General features: G+C 46.8%; 15 protein-coding genes. 8 read left to right on the top strand and 7 right to left on the bottom strand.

Annotated elements, in window-relative coordinates; translation table 11 throughout:
- Nucleotides 1-64 precede the first annotated feature (64 nt).
- The 3 genes from AEA42_RS13590 to nadK all read right to left on the bottom strand — a co-directional run bounded on the left by AEA42_RS13590 (nt 65) and on the right by nadK (nt 6209).
- On the bottom strand, nt 65-2869 hold the full coding sequence (locus AEA42_RS13590; RefSeq protein WP_055648001.1) for an FAD-binding and (Fe-S)-binding domain-containing protein: 2805 nt from the start codon (nt 2867-2869) through the stop codon (nt 65-67).
- A gap of 66 nt (nt 2870-2935) precedes the next feature.
- Nucleotides 2936-4579, bottom strand: a complete 1644-nt coding sequence (locus AEA42_RS13585) for an L-lactate permease (RefSeq protein ID WP_047535865.1) — start codon at nt 4577-4579, stop codon at nt 2936-2938.
- A gap of 751 nt (nt 4580-5330) precedes the next feature.
- Nucleotides 5331-6209, bottom strand: coding sequence for an NAD(+) kinase (gene nadK, locus AEA42_RS13580; RefSeq protein WP_156312340.1), 879 nt, complete (start codon nt 6207-6209; stop codon nt 5331-5333).
- A 99-nt stretch (nt 6210-6308) separates the two neighbouring features.
- Between nadK and grpE the strand changes: the two genes are divergently transcribed.
- A complete protein-coding gene (gene grpE, locus AEA42_RS13575; protein ID WP_037416074.1) occupies nt 6309-6929 on the top strand; it encodes a nucleotide exchange factor GrpE in 621 nt (206 codons plus the stop codon).
- 120 nt (nt 6930-7049) lie between these two features.
- Here grpE and dxs read toward each other — a convergent pair whose 3' ends face one another.
- The 3 genes from dxs to xseB are packed head-to-tail and all read right to left on the bottom strand — an operon-like array spanning nt 7050 to nt 10063.
- Complete coding sequence (gene dxs / locus AEA42_RS13570) at nt 7050-8918, bottom strand: 1-deoxy-D-xylulose-5-phosphate synthase (protein ID WP_055647999.1); 1869 nt, start codon at nt 8916-8918, stop codon at nt 7050-7052.
- 21 nt (nt 8919-8939) lie between these two features.
- Nucleotides 8940-9821 (bottom strand): (2E,6E)-farnesyl diphosphate synthase, encoded by an 882-nt coding sequence (gene ispA, locus AEA42_RS13565; RefSeq protein WP_055647998.1) that lies wholly within the window; start codon nt 9819-9821, stop codon nt 8940-8942.
- Between the two features lie 2 nt (nt 9822-9823).
- Nucleotides 9824-10063: an exodeoxyribonuclease VII small subunit gene (xseB, locus tag AEA42_RS13560; protein WP_011623480.1), complete on the bottom strand. Its 240-nt coding sequence runs from the start codon at nt 10061-10063 to the stop codon at nt 9824-9826.
- A gap of 314 nt (nt 10064-10377) precedes the next feature.
- Here xseB and pomA point away from each other — a divergent pair, with 314 nt between their 5' ends.
- From pomA to thiI, 3 genes are all read left to right on the top strand, one after another.
- Complete coding sequence (pomA, locus tag AEA42_RS13555; RefSeq protein WP_047535853.1) at nt 10378-11145, top strand: flagellar motor protein PomA; 768 nt, start codon at nt 10378-10380, stop codon at nt 11143-11145.
- A gap of 3 nt (nt 11146-11148) precedes the next feature.
- A complete protein-coding gene (locus AEA42_RS13550) occupies nt 11149-12069 on the top strand; it encodes a flagellar motor protein MotB (RefSeq protein ID WP_037425837.1) in 921 nt (306 codons plus the stop codon).
- Nucleotides 12070-12285: 216 nt separating this feature from the next.
- Nucleotides 12286-13740: a tRNA uracil 4-sulfurtransferase ThiI gene (gene thiI / locus AEA42_RS13545; RefSeq protein ID WP_055647997.1), complete on the top strand. Its 1455-nt coding sequence runs from the start codon at nt 12286-12288 to the stop codon at nt 13738-13740.
- A 130-nt stretch (nt 13741-13870) separates the two neighbouring features.
- Here thiI and AEA42_RS13540 read toward each other — a convergent pair whose 3' ends face one another.
- Entirely contained in the window at nt 13871-14104 is a 234-nt protein-coding gene (locus AEA42_RS13540; RefSeq protein WP_037416521.1) for a hypothetical protein, read from the bottom strand.
- A gap of 176 nt (nt 14105-14280) precedes the next feature.
- On the opposite strand from AEA42_RS13540, the gene AEA42_RS13535 reads away from it, so the two are divergent.
- From AEA42_RS13535 to rlmM, 4 genes are all read left to right on the top strand, one after another.
- On the top strand, nt 14281-15192 hold the full coding sequence (locus AEA42_RS13535; protein ID WP_037416523.1) for a transcriptional regulator GcvA: 912 nt from the start codon (nt 14281-14283) through the stop codon (nt 15190-15192).
- The gene (locus AEA42_RS13530; RefSeq protein ID WP_055647996.1) at nt 15173-15826 is read left to right on the top strand and encodes an alpha/beta fold hydrolase; all 654 of its coding nucleotides are present in this window, start codon (nt 15173-15175) and stop codon (nt 15824-15826) included. Before AEA42_RS13535 ends, AEA42_RS13530 begins: the two co-directional genes overlap by 20 nt.
- Before the next feature lie 93 nt (nt 15827-15919).
- Nucleotides 15920-16312 carry a DUF423 domain-containing protein gene (locus AEA42_RS13525; RefSeq protein WP_037416529.1) on the top strand — a complete coding sequence of 131 codons (393 nt, stop codon included), beginning with the start codon at nt 15920-15922 and terminating at the stop codon, nt 16310-16312.
- Between the two features lie 153 nt (nt 16313-16465).
- Nucleotides 16466-17551: a 23S rRNA (cytidine(2498)-2'-O)-methyltransferase RlmM gene (rlmM, locus tag AEA42_RS13520; RefSeq protein WP_037416532.1), complete on the top strand. Its 1086-nt coding sequence runs from the start codon at nt 16466-16468 to the stop codon at nt 17549-17551.
- Nucleotides 17552-17786: the final 235 nt, after the last annotated feature.

Here is a 17786-nt window from a genome sequence, read left to right as displayed (position 1 = left end):
TAAATGAGAATAGTTTTCTTCTAAAGAAAAACGGGGCTATCTTTAGCCCCGTTTGGTCAGTGTGTTAGCGACTGCACTCTTCGAGCAGATACGCTAAGTGGCGGTAGGAAATACCACTGTGTTGGGTCAAGCCGACCTCGCACATACGGTTGGCGTAATAGCCTTCTTTAACCTCAACTGGGATTAACTTCTTAATATTGCGCAGGGCGCTGGCGTTGATTTCTGGCTTATATAAACCTTTTTCACCGGCGTATCCACAACATTCAATACCCGCAGGTTTGAGCACTTGCGCCGAGCAAGCATTGGCAATGGCTTGCATCTTAGGCTCTAACTTCATCTTGCGAGCACTACAACCTAAGTGCAAAGCAACATTGACCTTTTTGTTGATGGTCAGCTTGTCCAGCAGCTTGTCGTGCATAAACTCAACTAGATCCGTAATTTGTACCTTTGGGTTACCCGTGAGGGTGCGATAAGTACAAGATAGGGCATCGACTAACACTGGGATCTTGCCGCCATTGCTCATCTTGCTGAGCACATCGATAAGCTCTTGGCGTTTGGCGTCGGCGTTTTTAAAGTCGCCCTTTGATTCCCACATTTGGCCGCAGCATAAATCGCGGGTCTTTTCTGGCGTGATAACGTTATAGCCCGCGCGCTCTAGTAGGGTTACAACCACTTCTGGCAAGGTGCGATTATCGGGATCCTTAGGTGTTGGACCAAAGGTCCGGCCACCACAGGCTGGGAAGTAAACAACAGTTTCTTGGCCTGCTTTGGCGGGTGACGGTTTAGGCAGTTTGCCGCCTTTGGGGAAGTCCGGATTCCAGTAGGGCACTTCTTTAGAAATCAGCCGACCCGTTTTCATCAGTGCATTAGTAATGCCATCGCCGGTGATTTTATGGATAACGCCAAGTACATCAAAGCCCGTACTGATCACTTGGTTTACCGCGCCAAAATGCTTGGCTTGGAAATCCAATACTTTTTGCTCTGTGGTGCTGATATAAGGTGTACGTAGTTTACGGACTAACTGACCCATGCTGTTATCGACTGGACAGGCGATAGTACAAAGCTGACAGGCGGCGCAGGTATCAATCACATCGTATTTTGCATCGGCGCGCATTTTAGCGGCCGCAGCTTTATCACCGGACTGCTCTAAGCGTTCGATTTCACGCAGAGTAGCGATACGTTGACGTGGCGAGAAGTTAAGTGCTGATGTTGGGCAGGTTTTTTCGCAGAAGCCACATTCAATACATCTATCAACAAAATCATCGACAACAGGGCAGGGCTTAATATTTTTAACGTGGACGTTCGCATCATCGTTAAGAATAACGCCTGGGTTTAGAATACCCTGAGGATCAAATAGTTGTTTGATGCTCTTCATCAAAGTGTAAGCATCTTGTCCCCATTCTTTTTCAACAAACGGTGCCACAGCGCGGCCGGTGCCATGCTCAGCTTTCATTGAGCCGTTGTACTTGTTAATCACCATATCGGCAATATCGTCCATAAAGGCATGGAAGCGGTCGATATCGGCTTGAGTGGAGAAGGTCGGAGTAATAATGAAGTGGAAGTTACCTGCCAGCGCGTGGCCATAAATACAGCCTTCAGGGTAACCATGTTTATGGAAAAGCTCAGTGATATCGTGAGCTGCTGCGGCTAGATGTTCAAGCTCAAAGGCCACGTCTTCGATGATAACTGAGGTTCCTTTTGGACGCTCGCCACCGACAATTGGGAAAAGCCCTTTACGCATCGCCCAGTACTTGTCGTAAACCGCGGGATTGGTACTGAATTCCATCGGACGGATGAAGTCAAAACCAGCCAGCTTGGTACTGACATCTTGGGTATAGCGTTCGAGCGTTTGAGCATCATCCGCACGGGATTCAATCAATAGAATCGCGGATAACGCAGGCAGTTCCGACAACCAATCTGGCATGCCTGGCTTGCCTGTTACCGCTTTAATGGATGGCCAGTCAAGGAGTTCGGCCGCAGAAACACTTTCACCATTAATCAGCGGAATGGCGCGTGCAGCATCTTCCATATTATGGAATACAGCCATGGCTGAGGCTTTAAATTTAGCTTCATTTACAGTGTGGTAAGTGACTTCGTTAATGAAAGCTAACGTACCTTCCATCCCGACCATTAAGTGGTTAATGATGTCAAATGGGTCGGTAAAATCGATTAAGGAGTTAATACCGTAGCCAGTGGTATTTTTGATGGAATACTTTTTACGAATGCGCTCGGCTAATACGGTGTTATGGCGTGTCAGATGGGAGAGCTCGCTCAGATCTTGCAGTAATTTTCCGTGGGTCTTAGCAAACTCAGCCTTAGATTTTTCACAGCCAGTATCGAGTTCAGTGCCATCGGCAAACAACAGTTTTGCCGATGCGATGGTTTGGTAACTGTTTTGAGCAGTACCACAGCACATGCCTGAAGCGTTGTTAGCAACAATTCCGCCAATTTTTGCCGAAGCAATCGTCGCTGGATCGGGGCCGATTTTGCGATTCAATGGCGCTAGCACAGCATTCGCGTCTGAACCAATAACTGCGGCACCTAAGGTAATTTGTTTTGCATCGCTACTGACTTCAATCTTTCTAAAACCATCATGGCCAAGGATAAGTAGTATCCCTTCACCAATCGCTTGGCCAGATAAACTGGTGCCTGCTGCTCTAAATGTGACGGGCGCATTATGCTTGCGGGCAACGGCTAAGGTGAGTTTTACCTGTTCTAAGGTCTCGGCATGGACAACAACTTCGGGCACGATTCTGAAGTAGCTGGCATCGGTAGACCAAGCAAAACGACGGACGGGATCATCCGTCACCGGACGATCACCTAATTGTGTTCTGAGATCACTGATGACCTCTTTGTAGTTAATCGACATAACATCACTCTCTTTATCTTATAGAAGAAAGTCGAAGTCACTCGGCGTGACTTCGAACAAGATGGATTAGAAGCCACCCCAAAGTGTTGCGATAGTGCCTGCAAGTAAGGCGTAGCCAAGGGCTACAGGCATGGTTTTACGAATAATTTCCGACTCTCTACCCGCCATACCTACTACAGTTGCTGCGGCAACCACGTTCATTACGCACATCATGTTACCGGCGTTTGCACCGATACCTTGCAGTGCCAATATCAGCGTATGGTTCATGCCAACATTATCAGCCACACTGTATTGCAGGCTTGAGAACATCATGTTTGAGAATGTCGCTGAACCTGATAGGAAGGCACCAAAAATCCCCACGATAGGCGCCATCCATGCCCATACCGCGCCCATTGAATGGCCCAACATATCGGCTAAGGCCACTGGCATAGAGGCTAGTCCAGCACCATTAGCACCTGAGTTTAAGAAGATTTTCACCATAGGTACTGAAGCACCTAATGAAATAATCGTCGGTAACATTGATTTGCATGAAACACCGATGGATTGCTTAATCGCAGGACTTTTCATTTTGAACAGGAAGAAACCGATAATACACACTGCGACGAAGAAGGCGCCAGGGGCGTATAAGGTTGCAAAGCTCGCTTTAAGCTCAGTACCCATCAGGCCTGTCCAGCTAATGTTGAAACTCGATAACCAAGCTTTCAGTGGTGTGACTGTACGAGATAACACTAACAGCGCAGCCATGATGATATAAGGTGTCCAGGCGGCAATTTGTGAAAACTGGGCTTTCGCTTCGATCTTCACACCTTCTTGGTTGTCATTCTCTGCGAAATCATTCCAAGGTGTTTTAGGCAGTAGGTAGCCCTTACGCGCAACAGGGATCACCAGTGCCATACCGATTAATGCACCAATAACTGATGGGAATTCAGGGCCTGCAAGGTAGTTAATAATCCAGGCGGGGACAGTAAAGGCAAGACCTGCGAAAATCGCAAATTTCCAAATGGCTAAGCCTTCTTTAAAGGATTTGTTGCGGCCAAAGAACCCGGTCAGCATTGTCACCATAACCAGTGGAATTAATGAACCTGTGATTAAGTCGATAGTGATCATATGCATTACGATATATCGAGCATAACCCGCATAGGTTCCACCATGGGCAGCAAACTGCTCAGCAGCCATGCTTACACCACCTTGGATAAGACCCTGTTCCATCCCAAAGAGCACGGGTAAACCAATTGCCCCAAATGATACGCAGGCTGAGTCAGCAATTAAGGCGACTACGGCGGCGGCGACAGGAGGTACTCCCAGCAGTACCAGCAGTGGCGCGCCAATGGCGGCTGGCGTACCAAAGCCAGCGCTACCTTCGATAAAGGCGCCGAATAACCAACAAATAATAATCACCTGTACACGGGCATCGGCACTGATGTTAGTGAAGCCTGCGCGGATAGTATCCATTGCACCTGAATATTTCAGAGTATTAAGTAGGAATACCGCACCGAAGATGATGGTTAATGGCGTGATCGCTGACAGCAGTCCTTCAAGAACGGATGCGGCCAATAGAGTGGTATCCATTTGCCAAATAAATACGGCGGCGATGGCCGTAACTACCATGGAAATGGGCATAGCTTTTGACGCGGGCATTCTCAGTAATACAAGAAAGATCATTACACTGAGCACTGGCGTCAAGCTGGCGAGGAGTTGGAGTATTGTCATGCTTGCCTCTACATAAAGTGGTCTGTCTTATTTTTTATAGGAATCTTATTGGTGCTTCGATATCAGAACTTATGGTGGATAAATCAGCAGTATTCACTACTAATAATCACTGTTACGACATTCTGTGGTGTGTACTAGACGCTATTCGGGGTTGAACTTATATGATCTAGATCATTTTGACTGCTGTATGAAATGCTAATTTACAGTGCTGCGGGAGGCTTCTCTCATAGGATTTCTTCAACTGTGACCAATGTCACTTAAAGAGTGGTTTGTATATTCCTATGCTCAATAATTAATTTAACTTGTGTGCTTTTTAGTTATAAAAAATCAGATCTTCACTAAATTAGCGATCAGTATTGCAATTAACTGATCCATTTATTTCATTAATGGGCACTTAATGAATTTTTAAGACAATATTAAGGTGTGATCTATGTCACTCAGATTCTTATTAAAAGGAACGGTGGTTTTTAATGATTTATTTTAAATATATGATTTTTATTATTTTATATCATTTTTAGACTGAGGTTTTTAGCGTGATGTAGCTCACGCTTTATCGGATGGGGAAATTGAGTGTGAGCAATGTCACTTTATGAAATATGAGTTAATCTGAAATTTAATAACGGTTAATAAAGCTGTTTACAGCAATGCAGCTGCACAACTCCATTTTGTTAACAACTATAGTCAGTCATTATCTCTATTTTTTTATGGTAGGTTGCTTGAGTTAAGCTTCGCATCATCTCATCGTACAAACTCAAAACAACTTACTGCCCCAGCCGAGTTTACTTCGCAACACATGGAAGTAATTATGGCCTTTAGGATGGATAAGCCTAAGTTGCTCAGAGCTGCGGCGCACGATGATCTCATCGCCGGGTAATACCGCTAAATGCACATGGCCATCACAGCTAACCTCAAGGTTTTCGCCATTTTCAGGGGAAACCACCATCTTAATGGTGCTGCAAGCATCGACCACGATAGGGCGGCATGACAAGGTGTGTGGAAACATCGGGACTAAAATTAATGCCTGTAAATTGGGGGTGAGAATCGCCCCACCTGCTGACAGTGCATAGGCGGTTGATCCCGTGGGAGTGGAAACTATCATGCCATCGGCGCGTTGGCTGTACATGAATTGATTGTCAATATAGACCTCAAATTCAATCATGTGAGCGATCTTACCCGGATGCAGCACCGCTTCATTCACCGCGGTATTACTGGCTTTTAGCTGTCCATGGCGATAGACCTCTGCCTCAAGTAAAAAACGGTGCTCGGTATCAAACTCACCATCGAGCACTTTAGCGAGCGCCTCTTCGAATGCATCCGGCGGTAAATCCGTTAAAAAGCCAAGGTTGCCACGGTTTACACCAATCACGCCCACATCGAAGCGTGCCATTACTCTGGCGGCGCCGAGCATATTGCCATCACCGCCAACGACTATCGCTAAATCACAACGCTCGCCAATCTCTAATAAATCAACCGCCACAATTTGTGGGCCTAACTCAGTTGCTACCCGCTCTTCTACGAGGACTTCATAACCTTGCATTGTCAGCCAGTGGTGCAGACGTTTGAGGGTTTGATTTGTCCCTGGATGATGCGGCTTACCAATTAGGCCAATGGTGTGGAACTTTGTGGTCATATTTATGCTAGATCTGGCCTTAGGCCTTGAAACGTCAAAATTGATCCCCATAATATGCCCAGAGTATTTAGAAACAAAGCATTTTTAGCTGGAGTGAAAATGAGCAACGAGTCGATTAAAGCAGAACAGGATCTGATCCAAGAGGGTGTAGAGTCTGAAGTTTCTACCGAAGAAGCAAGTCTGATTGATGAGCTTACCCAAGCCAATTTCCGTATTGAAGAGCTGGAACAGTTACTCGCTGACGCTTTGGCGAAAGTTGATGAGCAAAAAGATTCAGTAATACGTGCAGCTGCCGAAGTGGATAACATTCGTCGTCGCGCTGCGATGGATGTAGAGAAAGCCAATAAGTTTGCTCTGGAAAAATTCGCCAACGAATTGCTGCCAGTGATAGACAATATGGAGCGAGCGCTGCAAGGGACTAATCCGCAGGATGAAACCACTAAAGCTATCTATGAAGGTGTTGAGTTAACACAAAAGAGTTTGTTGACCGCTGTGGCGAAATTTGGTGTAAAACAAATTGATCCTCAAGGACAAGCCTTCAACCCTGATCAACATCAAGCGATTGGTATGCAACCAAGTGCTGAATTCCCAGCCAATACTGTGATGTTAGTAATGCAAAAAGGCTATGAACTGAATAGCCGTTTATTGCGCCCAGCCATGGTGATGGTGTCTCAAGGTGGCCCTAGTCAAGAGTCTGCTTCGATTGATATTGAAGCGTAAGCGGTAAAACGTTAAACCAATAAAAAGGACTGCAGATGCAGTCCTTTTTAGTTTAAAACTTTTATTGTAAGTTAATCAGTAGCTTATTTTATCATAAACAGGGAGCAAGCTCCCTTGAGCTTAATTGGCAAGATAGGCATTAATCTGCGCTAACATGCCTTCGGCATCGAGTTGTAAGTCATGGATCACTTCTTCTGGTGATCCATGTTTAATAAACTCATCGGGCAAGCCAATTTGTAGTACAGGTTTAGGCATTTTAAGCTTTTGCAGAAGCTCTAGCACACCTGAGCCAGCGCCGCCCATAATGGCGTTTTCTTCCACTGTGACGAGCACATCGTGGGTTTGCGCCATCTCTTTGACTAAATCCACATCCAGCGGTTTCACAAAGCGCATATCGACCACTGTTGCATCTAAACTCTCTGCGGCAGTGAGTGCTGCGGCTAAGGTAGTCCCGAAGTTAAGCATCGCGATACGTTTGCCTAAACGCTTAATCACCCCTTTACCAATTGGCAGCGCCGTCATGGCTTCAACTTGAGTCGCACCTGTTGCACTACCTCTTGGATAGCGTACCGCGCTTGGACCTGCATCATAGCAATACCCGGTATACAGCATCTGGCGACATTCATTTTCATCCGATGGCGCCATAATCACCATATTTGGAATACAGCGCATAAAGCTTAAATCAAACGCCCCTTGATGGGTTGGGCCGTCGGCACCGACAATACCTCCACGATCAATGGCAAATAGTACGGGTAAACGCTGCAATGCGACGTCGTGGATCAGCTGATCATAGCCGCGTTGTAAGAAGGTCGAATAGATTGCGACCACAGGTTTATAGCCCTCACAGGCAAACCCTGCACCTAAGGTCACCGCATGTTGCTCGGCAATGGCTGCATCAAAATATTGTTTTGGGAAGCGCTGCGAGAACTCCACCATACCCGACCCTTCACGCATGGCAGGGGTAATGCCTAAGACTTTTTCATCCTGCTCAGCGATATCACATAACCATTTGCCAAACACTTGAGAGAAGGTTGGTAGTCCCGGCTTAGTCGCTGGCTTCTTAAATTGTGATGGGTCAAATTTAGGGACGGCGTGCCAACCGATAGGATCTTTTTCTGCTGGCTCATAACCGCGACCTTTTTTGGTCATAATGTGTAGCACTTGTGGCCCCTTGAGATTGCGCATATTGCGCAGGGTTTCCACTAGGGCATCGACATCGTGGCCATCGATAGGGCCGATATAGTTAAAGCCTAATTCTTCAAACAGTGTGCCAGGAACCACCATGCCTTTGAGGTGTTCTTCGGTGCGCTTGGCCATTTCTTTGATAACAGGCATGCCCTTGAGCACTTTCTTGCTGCTTTCACGAATCGTGGTGTAGAAGCGGCCTGACATCAATTGGGCTAAGTGATTGTTGAGTGCGCCGACATTTTCTGAAATCGACATTTCATTATCGTTTAGCACCATCAGCATATCATTGTGCAAATCACCCGCGTGGTTCATTGCCTCGAATACCATGCCGCCTGTCATTGCACCATCGCCAATCACGGCAACCACTTTACGGCCTGCCTGTTCTTTTTCGGCTGCAACGGCCATGGCTAATGCGGCACTGATGGAGGTGCCTGAGTGGCCTACGCTAAAGGTGTCATATTCACTTTCTTCCCGCCAAGGGAAGGGGTGTAAACCGTTCTTTTGCCTAATGGTGTGCATTCTATCACGGCGACCAGTGAGGATTTTATGGGGATAGGCTTGGTGACCAACATCCCAAATCAAACGGTCAAACGGGGTGTTATAGACATAATGCAGGGCAACAGTCAGCTCGACAGTGCCAAGCCCAGAGGCAAAATGTCCGCTGGACATGCCAACGGACTTAAGAAGGAACTCCCGCAACTCATCGGCCAATTGGGGTAATAGGGCCTGTGGAAGCTGGCGGAGTTCATTAGGTGTGTTGGCCTGTGCCAACACTGGAAACTGAGAAATGTCCAAACTCATAGCGAGATACTTCGTCTCTTTTTATATTCTTCGCTCAATAATATAGCGGGCGAAGTCTGCAATTAACTGGCTATTGTATGGCAATTTAGCCAGCGCTGATAGTGCCTCTTGGATCAGTTGCGCGGCGGTATCTTTTGCGCCTTGCAGTCCAAGTAGTTGCGGAAAAGTACTCTTATTTGACTCGGCATCTGAGCCTTGAGGTTTGCCGAGTTCTTCCGTGGTGGCAATAATGTCCAGAATATCGTCTTGGACTTGGAAGGCAAGTCCTACGGCATGGGCAAATTCCATCATAGTCTGATATTGATCTTTTGGCGCGTTCGCGGCGATCAAGGCTAACTCAACGGCGCAGCTGATCAGCGCCCCTGTTTTCATATTATGCAGTTGAGTTAATGCTTTAAGATCAATGTGCTTATCGGTGGAGGCTAAGTCGATGGCTTGACCGCCGCACATCCCCCGATAACCAGAGGCTTTTGCCAATGCTCTGACCATAGCGATATGTTGCTCGCTGGTAATCCCTGGCACGGCTTCAGTCACAATCTCAAAAGCTAAAGTTTGTAGTGCATCCCCAGCAAGAATTGCGGTGGCTTCATTGAAAGCGATATGCACTGTGGGTTGACCACGGCGAAGTGCATCATCATCCATAGCGGGTAAATCGTCATGGATTAACGAATAGGCGTGGATGCATTCAATCGCGGCGGCGCAGGCATCGAGTTTTTCAAGTGCTACGCCAAACATTTGCCCGACACTGTAAACCAAGAAGGGACGAATGCGTTTTCCCCCTAAAAGGGCGCCATGGGTCATCGCGGCTTTTAACTGAGGAGCTGTATCTTCGAGTGTACTAAAACGTTGTTTTAATTCGTTATCAACTCGTAGTTGATATTCTTTTATTGCATTGACTAACACGCTTATTCGCCCTCAACGGCATAGGGAGAGAGGGGCGCATTTTCATCCTGCTTGAGTAAAATGGCCACTTTTTGCTGAGCTTGTTCAAGTTTTGCCTGGCTGTTACGCACCAGATTGATGCCTCGTTCAAATTGTTTTAACGCATCATCGAGAGAGACATCGCCCTGCTCTAACTCAGCAACGATGCGCTCGAGTTCACCAAGGGATTCTTCAAAACTGAGATTTTCGGGTTTCTTTGCCACGTTAATAATTCCTTTGAAAGAGCGGACACAAGGTATATCAGGGCGGCTCAAGGGTCAAATTCAGTCGATGGATATTTGCTCGATAGCACGCTTTGTTGCTGAATTTTTTTCAGAAAATAGAAATTGCCGCTAAACTTGCTTAGAGCTTGTCCGATAAATGACAATAGTAGCATTATGCTTATAATCATCTTAAGACATCATAAAATAAGGCTTGGGTTAAGACCAAAGTGTTAACCGTTGACGGATGACATTTAGTGTTATTTTGCCAATAGAGTCAGTATCATGTCGTTTATACAGAATATTGAGGAGCCGTTGTGGATTTAGCTACAGTTATTGGACTAGTCGGGAGCTTTGGTTTTATCCTTTGGGCCATGGTAACCAGCGGCGGCATTGCAATTTTTATCGACATTCCTTCCGTCTTTATCGTGTTTGGTGGCTCCTTCTTTGTCGTGATGATGAAATTCAATTTAAAACAGTTTTTAGGTGCGGTAAAAATCGCAGTAAAAGCCTTTATGTTTAAAATTGATAAACCTGAAGATCTTATCGAACAATCTGTGACGATGGCTGATGCGGCGCGTAAAGGTGGATTTCTTGCTCTTGAAGAAGCACAAATTTCCAACAGTTTTATGCAAAAAGCCGTCGATATGTTAGTGGATGGTCATGACGGTGAGGTGGTACGTGCCGCGCTTGAAAAAGATATCGCCCTCACCGAAGAGCGCCATCGCAACGGCATCGCCATTTTCCGGGCTTTTGGTGACGTAGGACCCGCGATGGGGATGATTGGTACCCTAGTGGGCTTGGTGGCGATGTTATCCAATATGTCGGACCCGAAATCGATTGGCCCTTCAATGGCGGTTGCGTTGTTAACTACCCTATATGGTGCGGTAGTGGCTAACATGGTGTGTATTCCTATCGCCGATAAATTAAGCCTTAGAATGGGTGAGGAAATGCTAAACCGTAACTTGATTATGGATGCGGTATTGGCGATTCAAGATGGCCAAAACCCTCGAGTAATTGAAGGCTTTTTGAAGAACTATCTTGCTGAAAAACAGCGGAAAATCGATACAACGGACGGAGAGTAGCCCATGGCTAAGTGCAACTGTCCACCGCCCGGAGCACCACTCTGGTTGGCAACATTTGCCGATTTGATGTCCCTCTTGATGTGTTTCTTCGTGTTGCTGCTGTCATTCTCCGAAATGGATGTGATGAAGTTTAAGCAGATCGCAGGTTCGATGAAGTATGCATTTGGGGTGCAAAACAAAGTCGAAGTTAAAGATATTCCTAAGGGGACCTCGGTGATTGCCCTCGAGTTTCGTCCTGGTCGTCCCGATCCCACGCCGATTGAGATCATCAACCAACAAACCAATGAAATGACCGAACCCACGTTGGATTTCCAAGCGGGGGAAGATGATAGTGCGGGTGGGGTACAACAACAGAACGGTTCGCAGCGAGGTGGTGAAGCAACGGCCACGGCTCAAGAAACCGCTGATGCGGTGAAGGCAGAGGCTGCGGCAGCTCAGGATAAGATCAATCAGCAAGTGAAAAAAATGGCGCAGGAGCTCAATAAAGAGATCACCGATGGGGCGATTGAAATTGAGTCACTTGGACAGCAAATTATTATTCGCATCCGTGAAAAAGGTTCATTTGCCTCAGGCTCTGGTTTCCTACAACCGCGATTTAAACCAGTGGTGCGTTCGGTGGGGGAGTTGCTCAAAGATGTGCCGGGAATTATCACCGTATCGGGTTACACCGACGATATGCAGATAAGTGATGAGCTCTATAGCTCAAACTGGGATCTCTCCAGTAAACGTGCTGTAGCTGTGGCTGATGTGTTATTGCAGGTCAAGGGCTTTGATCCTAAACGGATGAAAGTGGTCGGTATGGCCTCAAATAATCCAATTGTTTTAAATGATTCGCCTGAAAATCGCGCGCGAAATCGTCGAGTTGAGATTGCGATTGAACAAGGTAAAGCAAAAGAATCCGAAGAAATTCAAGTAGGTAAATAGCTTTTAATCCAAATAAGTTATTTGATAAAAACGCCGTGACTTGCTCACGGCTTTTTTATTTGGGCTTTTTTGACTATAAGTTCAACTGTGCGTAAGCGCACGCCACGAGCAGCCCTAGTGTGGAAACAGGTGCGCCAATCGCCGTGAGTTTGTTATAATCCGGCGATTATTCTTTTAACCAATTTTGCTGTTGCCAAAATTGCCCGCGGAAATCCCATGAAGTTTATTGTAAAGCTGTACCCAGAAATCATGATGAAGAGTAAGCCTGTGCGCATGCGCTTCACTAAAATGCTTGAAACCAACATCCGTAACGTGCTTAAAAAAGTTGATGAAGATGCCAAAGTGCAACGTCAATGGGACCGTATTTGGGTAAAGGTGCCAAATGATAAACCTGAATTAGCTCAGGCCTTTGGTGAGCGTTTAGCCTGTATTCCTGGGATCGCCCATGTGGTGCAAGTGGATGAATACAGCTTTACCTCTGTTGACGATATCTACCAGCAAGTTTTACCCGTTTACCGTGACCAAATTGCCGGTAAAACCTTCTGTGTGCGCGTCAAACGCACTGGTAATCACGATTTTAACTCTATTGAAGTAGAGCGTTATGTCGGTGGCGGCTTAAACCAGTTTACCGATGCGATTGGCGTGCGCTTAAAGAACCCCGAAGTCACCGTTAACCTCGAAATCGAGGGCGATAAACTGTATATGGTGACTAAGCGTATCGAAGGCTTAGGCGGTTTCCCAATGGCAACGCAGGAAGATGTGTTGTCGTTAATTTCGGGCGGTTTTGACTCGGGCGTATCGAGTTATCAATTTATTAAGAAGGGCGCTCGTACCCATTACTGTTTCTTCAACCTAGGCGGCGCGCAGCACGAGATTGGCGTTAAGCAGGTTGCTTACCATTTGTGGAAAACCTATGGTGAATCCCACAAGGTGAAGTTTGTGTCCGTGCCGTTTGAGCCTGTGGTGGCCGAGATTTTAGAGAAAATCGACAATGGTCAAATGGGCGTGGTGCTCAAACGGATGATGATGCGCACCGCGGCACGTATTGCCGAGCGTATGGGCATTCAGGCGATTGTGACTGGTGAAAGCTTGGGTCAAGTGTCGAGCCAAACCTTAACCAACTTAAACGTGATTGATCGTTGCACCGATATGTTGATTTTGCGTCCGCTGATCACTATGGATAAGCAAGATATTATCAATGAATGCCGCCGTATCGGCACCGAAGATTTTGCTAAGTCTATGCCGGAATATTGCGGGGTGATTTCACAAAAGCCGACTGTTAAAGCGGTACTGGCTAAGGTGGAAGCGGAAGAGACGAAATTCTCTGAGGATTTGATTGACCGTATCATAGAGCAAGCCGTGGCCATTGATATCCGGGAGATAGCAGAACAAATGAATACCCGTATCACTGAAACTGAGACCGTTGTTGCTATCGACACCAATGAAGTGGTGATTGATATTCGCGCCCCAGAGGAAGAAGAGAATAAACCGCTGGAGATTGAAGGCGTGGAAATCAAGCGCATTCCTTTCTTCAAATTAGCGACTCAGTTTGCCGATCTCGATAAGCAAAAGACTTACCTGCTGTACTGTGAGCGTGGCGTGATGAGTAAATTACAGGCACTTTACCTGATTGAGCAAGGTTATCACAATGTTAAGGTTTACCGCCCTTAAGCGATAACCAGCAAAGTGTATGCAAGGTCAAGCCTCGGGTTTGACCTTGATATGCAGCAATCTACGGGATTATGAATACAAAAAAGCCGCATTGGAATGCGGCTTTTATGTTATTGCGAAGCAGTGCAATTTACTCGGTTTTGACCACTTGCTGTGCTGGTAACACCTCATCGGCAATCAATAAGGTGGGATCTTGCAGCGCTTCTTGGTGCATTTTTTCCATCGTTGCCGTCAGTTCGGCATTGATACTTGTTTGTAAATCACTGGTGTCGATAATAATTTCAGCATTGATAACATTAGCGTAGACATTGGCACTGAGTGCGCTGACTAACACTAACGCAAAAGCAGATTTTAAATTGAACATAGTCGCCTCCGGGCTGACAAAGTATTGCTGTCAGACATTCCCATCACCCGTTCGAGATTGTCCAACTCATGTGTTTCGTTGGCGCAAAATTTAATCAAAAATGCTGGCCTTTACAAACGATTAAATGTAACAATACGGATTAGAAAAACTAATTAAAAATTGAGATAGAGATCACTATGTCAAGACGCTTACCACCACTGAATGCGGTTAAAGCATTTGAGGCCGCCGCACGGCATTTGAGCTTTACTCGAGCGGCTGAAGAATTGTTTGTGACTCAGGCTGCGGTGAGTCATCAAATTAAAGCGCTGGAAGATTTTCTCGGATTAAAATTATTTCGCCGAAAAAATCGTTCACTGCTGCTAACCGAGGAAGGCCAGAGTTATTTTCTCGATATTAAGGACATCTTTATTCAATTGGCAGATGCGACCGATAGGCTGCTCGCACGTAGTGCTATTGGTTCGTTGACCGTGAGCATGTCGCCAAGCTTTGCGATTCAGTGGCTGGTGCCGCGTCTGTCCAAGTTTAGTGAAAAGAATCCTGATATTGACGTACGGATCAAGGCGGTGGACACAGAGGCCAGTTCCTTAACTGACGATGTTGATGTCGCGATCTATTATGGTTTAGGCAATTGGCCTGGGCTGCGGGCCGATAAACTTCGCAATGAAGTGCTTATTCCGGTGTGTTCACCCATGCTGTTAAATGGCCCTAAGCCGCTGTCAAAGCCGGAAGATTTAAAACACCACACATTGCTACACGATATGAGTCGCCACGATTGGCAGGCGTGGTTTAGACAATGCGGTATTACCGATATCAATGTGAACCAAGGTCCAATTTTCAGTCATTCTTCCCTCGTCTTGCAGGCGGCAGCTCATGGTCAAGGTGTGGCGTTAGGTTATAGCGTGTTGGCTCGGCCCGATATTAAGGCGGGACGACTGGTATGCCCATTCCAAGAAGTGCTAGTGAGCAAAGATGCTTACTACCTCGTTTGCCAACAGAATCATGCCGAGCTGGGTAAAGTGGTCGCGTTTCGTGAGTGGATGTTAGATATGTTTGCCGAGGAGTCACGCAGTGAGTTGTTGCCCGGATAATCCCTCGGTAAATGTTGCACTGAGTGCCCATGTGTTAGAAGGTGAACCCTCAGAGATCTTGATTTTATTTGCCCATGGCGCGGGAGCGAATCGAGACTCAGACTTTATGTGCCAAATGGCAGCAGGTCTTGTTGCCAAGGGCTTTCAAGTGATGCGTTTTAACTTTCCCTACATGCAGGCTAATGCCATGGATGGTAAAAAGCGACCGCCAGACAGGGCTCCAAAGCTGCTTGCCTGTTTTAGCGAGATGCTCGATGTGGCACACGCTCAGCCTAAGGTTAAGCGTGTGGTCTTGATGGGCAAATCCATGGGCGGACGCATGGCGGCTTTACTGGCTTGTGATAGCGTACAAGCCAGCCGTATCGATAGGGTTATTTGTTTAGGTTATCCCTTTATTCCGCTTAAGGGCGGTGAGCCTAGGTTGGAACCCCTGAACGACTGCCAAGTGCCCGTGTTAGTGCTGCAAGGGGAGCGGGATAAGTTTGGCGGCAAGATGCAAATCCCCACTAATGATATTCAAATTGAATACTTAGCTGATGGGGATCATAGTTTTGTCCCAAGAAAGTCGTCAGGTACGACTGAAGCGGCTAACCTTGCACTGGCTGTTGATTTATCAGCAAAATTTATTGGCTAATGTTTCTTCTTGATATGACGTAAAGTGCTCAGAGTCTGGATTAACGGCTCGGGCGTCATCCGTTGTAAAGCCTATTGGTTTTTGGAGGTTAAAATGCGTAAAGGATTGTTGTTACTCGCCGCGGTAAGCGGTTTTTTTGCGGTCGCGCTAGGTGCTTTTGGTGCCCACGGTTTAAAAGCCGTGGCGCCCCCAGAGTTGATTGAAGTGTTTAATCTTGGGGTGCAATACCACTTCTACCATACCTTTGCCTTGATTGTGGTTGCTTTTGCGGGGCAGTGGTTAACCTCACGTTTACTCGATTGGGCGGCGTATTTATTTATTGCGGGTATAGTGCTGTTTTCTGGCTCGCTCTACGGTTTGGCGCTGGTCGGCAGCAAATGGTTTGGCCCTATCACGCCGATGGGCGGCGGCTGTTTCCTCTTAGGTTGGTTATTGCTGGCCGCGGCCGTATGGCGCCATAAAGTGGTGGATGGTAACGAGTCATAATGCTTGTATGGCGCAGCTACTGCGCCGTGCGTCCACGCAGCCAATAGCACAAAAGCCCGATAGCAAATCGGGCTTTTGTGTATTGAAATTGCTATACTGGCGCCCAAATCGATAGTCGGCCATGTTTATGGCTTGGATTTCTTAAGGATCTCCATGAAAAACCTATTTTTATTTTGCCGTGCAGGCTATGAGAAAGAATGCGCAGCAGAAATCCAACAGCGAGCCGCCGAGCTCAATGTGGGTGGCTTTGTTAAGGCCAACAATAACGATGCCTATGTGGTATACCAATGTTTTGACGATGATGGCGGCGATACCTTGGCTAAGCAGCTGTCGTTAGATTCGCTGATCTTTGCTCGTCAGATGTTTGCCGCGAGTGAACTGCTAGCCGATTTGCCCGAGTCTGACCGTGTCAGCCCGATTGTGGCAGCGCTCAGTGAGGTGAGTAAAGCGGGCGAGCTGAGGGTTGAAACCCCTGATACCAATGAAGCAAAAGAGCTGTCGGCATTTTGCCGTAAGTTTACTGTGCCTTTGCGCCAGCATTTGAAAAAATCAGGTAGTTTACTGGCGCAGGAAAACCCTAAGCGTCCGATTATTCATGTGTGTTTTGTTGGCCCAGGACGCGCCTACGTTGGTTATTCCTTCAGCAACAACAGCTCACCCTATTTTATGGGGATCCCGCGCCTGAAAATGGCTGCCGATGCACCAAGTCGTTCAAGCCTGAAACTCGATGAAGCATTCGCGCAGTTTGTGCCTAAAGAAGCGCAGGAAGAGCGGGTTCGCAGCGGCATGAATGCGGTGGACTTAGGCGCTTGCCCAGGTGGCTGGACCTATCAGTTAGTGCGTCGTGGCATGATGGTCTCCGCGGTCGATAATGGCCCAATGAACGAAAAACTGATGGAAACCGGACAAGTGAAACATTTCCGTGAGGATGGTTTCCGCTTCGAGCCACAGCGTAAAAACATTTATTGGTTAGTGTGTGACATGGTTGAAAAACCCGCGCGCGTGGCTGAGCTGATTGAGGCTTGGGCCATCAATGGCTGGTTTAAAGAAGCCATTTTCAACCTCAAGCTGCCGATGAAGAGCCGTTATAAAGAAGTGATGGCGATTTTGAATACCATGCAGGAAATCCTCAAGGAAAATGGTATCAACGAATTCCAGTTGCAGTGTAAGCACTTATACCATGACCGCGATGAAGTGACGGTGCACTTATGGCTTAAACCTAGCCAGCCTTGGAACTAATCTACGGTTTTTTACCGTTCTGTTAGTGAGTGAAGCCCCAAGTCATGTTTGGGGCTTTTTATTTGGCTGTTCTGCTAAATGGCGGGCATAAAAAACGCACCCTAAGGTTAATGCCGTTCACTTAAGAGTGAACGGCATTTTTCTTTGGTCTAACCGGAAACTTGTTTTTGCTCATTTTAAGGACTCGTGGATATGCCCTTTCCCGTTTACCATCCAGCTTAAATTGCCGTGCATT

The sequence above is a fragment of the Shewanella sp. Sh95 genome, assembly GCF_001308045.1.
Classification (GTDB): Bacteria; Pseudomonadota; Gammaproteobacteria; order Enterobacterales; family Shewanellaceae; genus Shewanella; species Shewanella xiamenensis.
This window is presented reverse-complemented; position numbering and strand designations above follow the sequence as displayed.

Excerpts from the sequence above, each read along its gene's own strand:
- AEA42_RS13550 (WP_037425837.1), top strand. The coding sequence starts at position 11,149 with ATGGCTAAGTGCAACTGTCCACCGCCCGGAGCACCACTCTGGTTGGCA.
- grpE (WP_037416074.1), top strand. The coding sequence starts at position 6,309 with ATGAGCAACGAGTCGATTAAAGCAGAACAGGATCTGATCCAAGAGGGT.
- AEA42_RS13585 (WP_047535865.1), bottom strand. The coding sequence starts at position 4,579 with ATGACAATACTCCAACTCCTCGCCAGCTTGACGCCAGTGCTCAGTGTA.
- nadK (WP_156312340.1), bottom strand. The coding sequence starts at position 6,209 with ATGACCACAAAGTTCCACACCATTGGCCTAATTGGTAAGCCGCATCAT.
- AEA42_RS13525 (WP_037416529.1), top strand. The coding sequence starts at position 15,920 with ATGCGTAAAGGATTGTTGTTACTCGCCGCGGTAAGCGGTTTTTTTGCG.
- rlmM (WP_037416532.1), top strand. The coding sequence starts at position 16,466 with ATGAAAAACCTATTTTTATTTTGCCGTGCAGGCTATGAGAAAGAATGC.
- dxs (WP_055647999.1), bottom strand. The coding sequence starts at position 8,918 with ATGAGTTTGGACATTTCTCAGTTTCCAGTGTTGGCACAGGCCAACACA.
- AEA42_RS13535 (WP_037416523.1), top strand. The coding sequence starts at position 14,281 with ATGTCAAGACGCTTACCACCACTGAATGCGGTTAAAGCATTTGAGGCC.
- thiI (WP_055647997.1), top strand. The coding sequence starts at position 12,286 with ATGAAGTTTATTGTAAAGCTGTACCCAGAAATCATGATGAAGAGTAAG.
- AEA42_RS13540 (WP_037416521.1), bottom strand. The coding sequence starts at position 14,104 with ATGTTCAATTTAAAATCTGCTTTTGCGTTAGTGTTAGTCAGCGCACTC.
- AEA42_RS13590 (WP_055648001.1), bottom strand. The coding sequence starts at position 2,869 with ATGTCGATTAACTACAAAGAGGTCATCAGTGATCTCAGAACACAATTA.